Consider the following 4,460-nt stretch of genomic DNA (forward strand, 5'->3'; position numbering starts at 1 on the left):
GTGGGGGGGTTGGGGAGAAATTTTCTTCTTTCTTCTTTCTTCTTTCTTCTTTCTTCTTTCTTCTTTCTTCTTTCTTCTTTCTTCTTTCTTCTTCTGAACTCCTGACTCCTGACTCGGTGACTCCTGACTCGGTGACTCCTTTTTTACTTATGTCAAAGCATTAACTGAAACTTTACCTGCTACAGTGAGAGCGATCGCCTTCAATGCTTTAGCAGCCGCTGAATTAGGTTCACCAATAACTATCGGCACACCACTATCACCCCCAATTCTGGTAGAAATTTCTAATGGTACACATCCTAACAGAGGAACTCCTAATTCTGCGGCTGTTTTTGAACCACCACCAGAACCAAAAATGTCATATTGCTTATCCGGTTGATCTGGGGGAATAAAATAGCTCATATTTTCCACAATTCCCAAAACTGGAACATTTAACTGCTGGAACATCCGCAACCCCTTCCGGGAATCCAACAAAGCTACCGTTTGTGGTGTAGTCACAATCACTGCCCCTGCCATTGGTACAGATTGGGCTAAAGTTAATTGAGCATCACCAGTCCCTGGGGGCATATCCACAATTAAATAATCCAGTTCTCCCCATTCCACTTGATAAAGAAACTGACGAATCACACCATTGAGCATCGGACCGCGCCAAATTACTGGCTGATCTCGATCAATCAAAAAGCCCATGGAAACAAGCTTGACACCATGATTAAAAGCTGGTTCGAGAATGTCCCCTGCCTCTGTAGACCGGACATTAATTTTAGCATCGCTCAAACCCAACATGGTAGGATCATTAGGCCCATAAATATCTGCATCTAATAAACCAACCTTAGCGCCAGTTTGCGCTAAAGCAACGGCAATATTTACAGCCACTGTACTCTTACCAACGCCACCTTTACCGCTAGAAACAGCAATAATATTTTTTATCCCAGGTACACCGTTGCGGTCTGGTAAGCTTTTCTGCTGGGGTGTTTCCGCTGTTACTTCTATACTCACATCTGTAACACCAGGGAGCTTTTTAACAGCTTTTTGACAATCTTCGACAATAAACTCCCGTAAAGGACAAGCCGGAGTGGTTAACACCAAAGTGAAACTAACCTTGCCACCGTCAATTTTGACGTTGCGAATCATATTTAACTCTACCAGGCTTTTGCGAAGTTCTGGATCTTCTACTGGTCGCAACACTTCTAGGACTGCGTGGGAATCTAGGACATCATGCATAGTGTGTTTACCGTTGCCGCTGACTATAAAGCTTAAAAAATTTTCATTCACAGATACTAGAATCTTAACTTTATTAGAGTAAGTAGGTGAACACAATAAAACCAAACTGTGTAAAGCAACGTATAATCGCCCAAACCCTCTTCACTCTTGCCTCTTGCCTTTTGCCTTGCCATAACGACAATTTTCAACACCAACCTACTTATATAATTAATTTTGCCTGTGTACTTAATCAAGGATATCAAAAGTTGCAACTTAGGAAGGGCTGGTAAAATATATATCTATTGATCAGTATTAATCCCCCCCAATTTTTTTTAGGGACTTCCAATTAAAAAAAATCCCCAAAAGTTTCTTGTGGTGCGGGACGAATTGCCCGCTAATTACCAAGGACAGGCAGGATGCCCATCCCACAAAATTGGGTAATTTATTTTTTGGTGATCCCTTAGAGGATGTTTGAAAAGTATCAGAATTAATCGAGATCCCCCCAACCCCCCTTACAAAGGGGGGCTAAATTCCTCAAAGTCCCCCTTTTTACGGGGGATTTAGGGGGATCTGCGGGTGTCAGATCCCACACGAAAAAGTTTTCAAACAACCTCTTAGCTGTTGATATTGCATATTCTGAAAAAACGTTATAACTTGTTAAGTTGTAGGGGAATAATTTATTTTGTCATCGCAATAGCCAATTGTTAATTAGGTAGATATACTACATTTAAGTGGTTCTACATACAGAAGAATCCACGTTTCTAGAAATTCAAAAAACTGTTAAATATGATGCAGTTTACAATACCTTTGCCATTTCTTATAAATTGGGTTAAGTGACAGTATAACCCAACGCATTTATTGGATTATGGCTCTCAACGCCACCTACGAATCAAGGCTTTTTTCAGTTTGTCAAAGGTATTGAGTTTAATTTTGGTATTGACTCATATTTAGTATTTTGAATGAATTGATATTTGCTATTTCAAAGTTATGATGAAAATAACATGAAAAATAATTAAAGGTGCATCTATTCCCAACAAGTATACTATCTAAATGGAGTTAGTCTGGTAATGCAACTAAATAAGTTAGAGACAAGTAAAAATATAGAAAATGAAGCTTGGCTTGCATTAGAGAATTCAATTCTCTACTACAAAGGTCAGCCCGTTGGTACTGTAGCGGCTTATGATTCATCCGTCGAAGCATTAAATTATGACCAATGTTTTATCCGGGATTTTGTTTCCTCGGCGTTAATTTTTTTGATTAAAGGCAGAACAGATATTGTCAAGAATTTCCTAGAACAAACATTAAAGTTACAGCCGAAAGAAAAGGCATTAGATGCCTATAAACCCGGTAGAGGATTAATTCCAGCTAGTTTTAAAGTCGTTTCTGCCAATGGGGAAGAGTTTTTAGAAGCTGATTTTGGTGAACACGCGATCGCCAGAGTCACACCTGTAGATTCTTGTTTATGGTGGTTAATTTTATTACGTGCTTATGTAGTTGCTACTCAAGATAATTCCCTGGCTTATCAACCAGAATTCCAAACAGGAATTAGGTTAATTATGGACATCTGTTTAGCTAATCGGTTTGATATGTACCCGACGCTATTAGTTCCTGATGGCGCTTGTATGATAGACAGACGCATGGGAATTTATGGACATCCTTTAGAAATTCAAGTTCTATTTTTTGCCGCTTTACGTGCAGCCAGAGAACTGCTAATTTGTAAAGATAATGAGGATATTGTAGAAGCAATTGATAACCGCTTACCTTTATTATGTGGGCATATTCGTCAGCATTACTGGATAGATATTAATCGTCTGAATGCAATTTATCGCTTTAAGGGTGAGGAATACGGAAAAACGGCGGTTAATCTCTTCAATATTTATGCCGATTCCTTACCTTATTATGAGTTAGATAAATGGCTACCAAAAAAAGGTGGTTATTTTGCCGGAAATGTCGGACCATCACAAATGGATACTCGGTTCTTCACCCTCGGAAATTTGATGGCTGTAATTTCTGATCTTTCTACAGAAGAACAGTCCCAAGCAATTATGAATTTGATTGAAAAACGATGGGATGATTTAGTCGGAGATATGCCCGTTAAAATCTGTTATCCCGCTTTACAAGGTGAAGAATATCGAGTCGTCACAGGATGTGACCCCAAAAATATACCTTGGTCATATCATAATGCTGGTAGCTGGCCTGTCTTAATGTGGATGTTAGCAGCAGCAGCGGTGAAAACCAAAAAACCACAGTTGGCAGAAAAAGCTCTTGAAATTGCTAAAGTCAGATTATCGGAAGATGAATGGCCAGAATATTATGATGGTAAAAAAGGCAGATTAATTGGTAAACAAGCGAGGAAATATCAAACTTGGACAATTGCTGGTTATTTATTAGCGCAGGAACTTATAGATAATCCTGATTATTTACCATTAATTAGTTTTGATAAGTTACCTCCAGATGTGGTTTCTAGAGCCTGTGAGTTTGAAGTTGGTGGGATAGATACCTACATGAATCTTTAAACCTAATTTTATCTGAAAACCGTAGGGTAGGGTGGTTTAGTTATGAAAAACAAGATCCCCGACTTCTTAGAGAAGTCGGGAATCTGACTCTTGCAATGTATCCCTACGGGACACTAAGCTGTTACGCAGCTAAATTTGATAACCATAATTTACTTGAACTTTGTAGTGCGGGCATCTTGCCCGCTAGAATTAGAGACTTCCAAATAAAAAATGTCCCAAAACTGATGCAAAAATTCTCTCTCTGTGTACTCTGTGCCTCTGTGGTTCGTTTCTTAGGATAATTTATTTCTTGGAAGTCTCTTATACAAACTAAATGCACAACAGCTTAGTGTTTGTGTACAGAATCATAGATTATTTATGAGATTTTAACCATTCTTCCAGGTCGGTAATGTCTATAAAGTCTAATAATGCTTCTCCCAGGTCTTCTAGTTGTTCTATTGTGAGGTTGCTGATAGTTTCGATGTAGTTACCACTCAATTTCCCAAATTGCTTGGATAATATACGCACCAATAAGTTTGTTGCTTCTTCCTGCTTTGCTTCTTGATATACCCTAGTTTGCTTAATATCACTAACTAAAAACATCGCTTCAATCTCCTGACGGCTTAGAGGTCGTTTGAAAAGTATTAGATGAAACCGATAATCTCTAGAAACCTAACCCCCTTCCCCCCTTCCCTACAAGGGAATGGGGGTTTCAAAGCCTCTCCCCGCGTCGGGGAGAGGTTTGGAGAGGGGCTGTCTCTTATACAA

Annotated in this window: 3 protein-coding genes; 1 reads left to right on the forward strand and 2 read right to left on the reverse strand. The window is 39.2% G+C overall.

Going from position 1 to position 4,460, the window contains the following annotated elements:
* Positions 1 to 147: 147 nt before the first annotated feature.
* Positions 148 to 1,218, reverse strand: a complete 1,071-nt coding sequence (locus IQ228_RS21910; protein WP_027402657.1) for an Mrp/NBP35 family ATP-binding protein — start codon at positions 1,216 to 1,218, stop codon at positions 148 to 150.
* Between the two features lie 1,046 nt (positions 1,219 to 2,264).
* Between IQ228_RS21910 and IQ228_RS21915 the strand changes: the two genes are divergently transcribed.
* Positions 2,265 to 3,713: a glycoside hydrolase 100 family protein gene (locus tag IQ228_RS21915; RefSeq protein ID WP_027402656.1), complete on the forward strand. Its 1,449-nt coding sequence runs from the start codon at positions 2,265 to 2,267 to the stop codon at positions 3,711 to 3,713.
* Between the two features lie 351 nt (positions 3,714 to 4,064).
* Here IQ228_RS21915 and IQ228_RS21920 read toward each other — a convergent pair whose 3' ends face one another.
* Entirely contained in the window at positions 4,065 to 4,295 is a 231-nt protein-coding gene (locus tag IQ228_RS21920) for a DUF4351 domain-containing protein (RefSeq protein ID WP_071992796.1), read from the reverse strand.
* Between the last annotated feature and the right edge of the window lie 165 nt (positions 4,296 to 4,460).

The sequence above is a fragment of the Dolichospermum sp. LEGE 00246 genome, from assembly GCF_015207865.1.
Lineage (GTDB): Bacteria > Cyanobacteriota > Cyanobacteriia > Cyanobacteriales > Nostocaceae > Dolichospermum > Dolichospermum heterosporum.

Excerpts from the sequence above, each read along its gene's own strand:
- IQ228_RS21910 (WP_027402657.1), bottom strand. The coding sequence starts at position 1,218 with ATGCATGATGTCCTAGATTCCCACGCAGTCCTAGAAGTGTTGCGACCA.
- IQ228_RS21915 (WP_027402656.1), top strand. The coding sequence starts at position 2,265 with ATGCAACTAAATAAGTTAGAGACAAGTAAAAATATAGAAAATGAAGCT.
- IQ228_RS21920 (WP_071992796.1), bottom strand. The coding sequence starts at position 4,295 with ATGTTTTTAGTTAGTGATATTAAGCAAACTAGGGTATATCAAGAAGCA.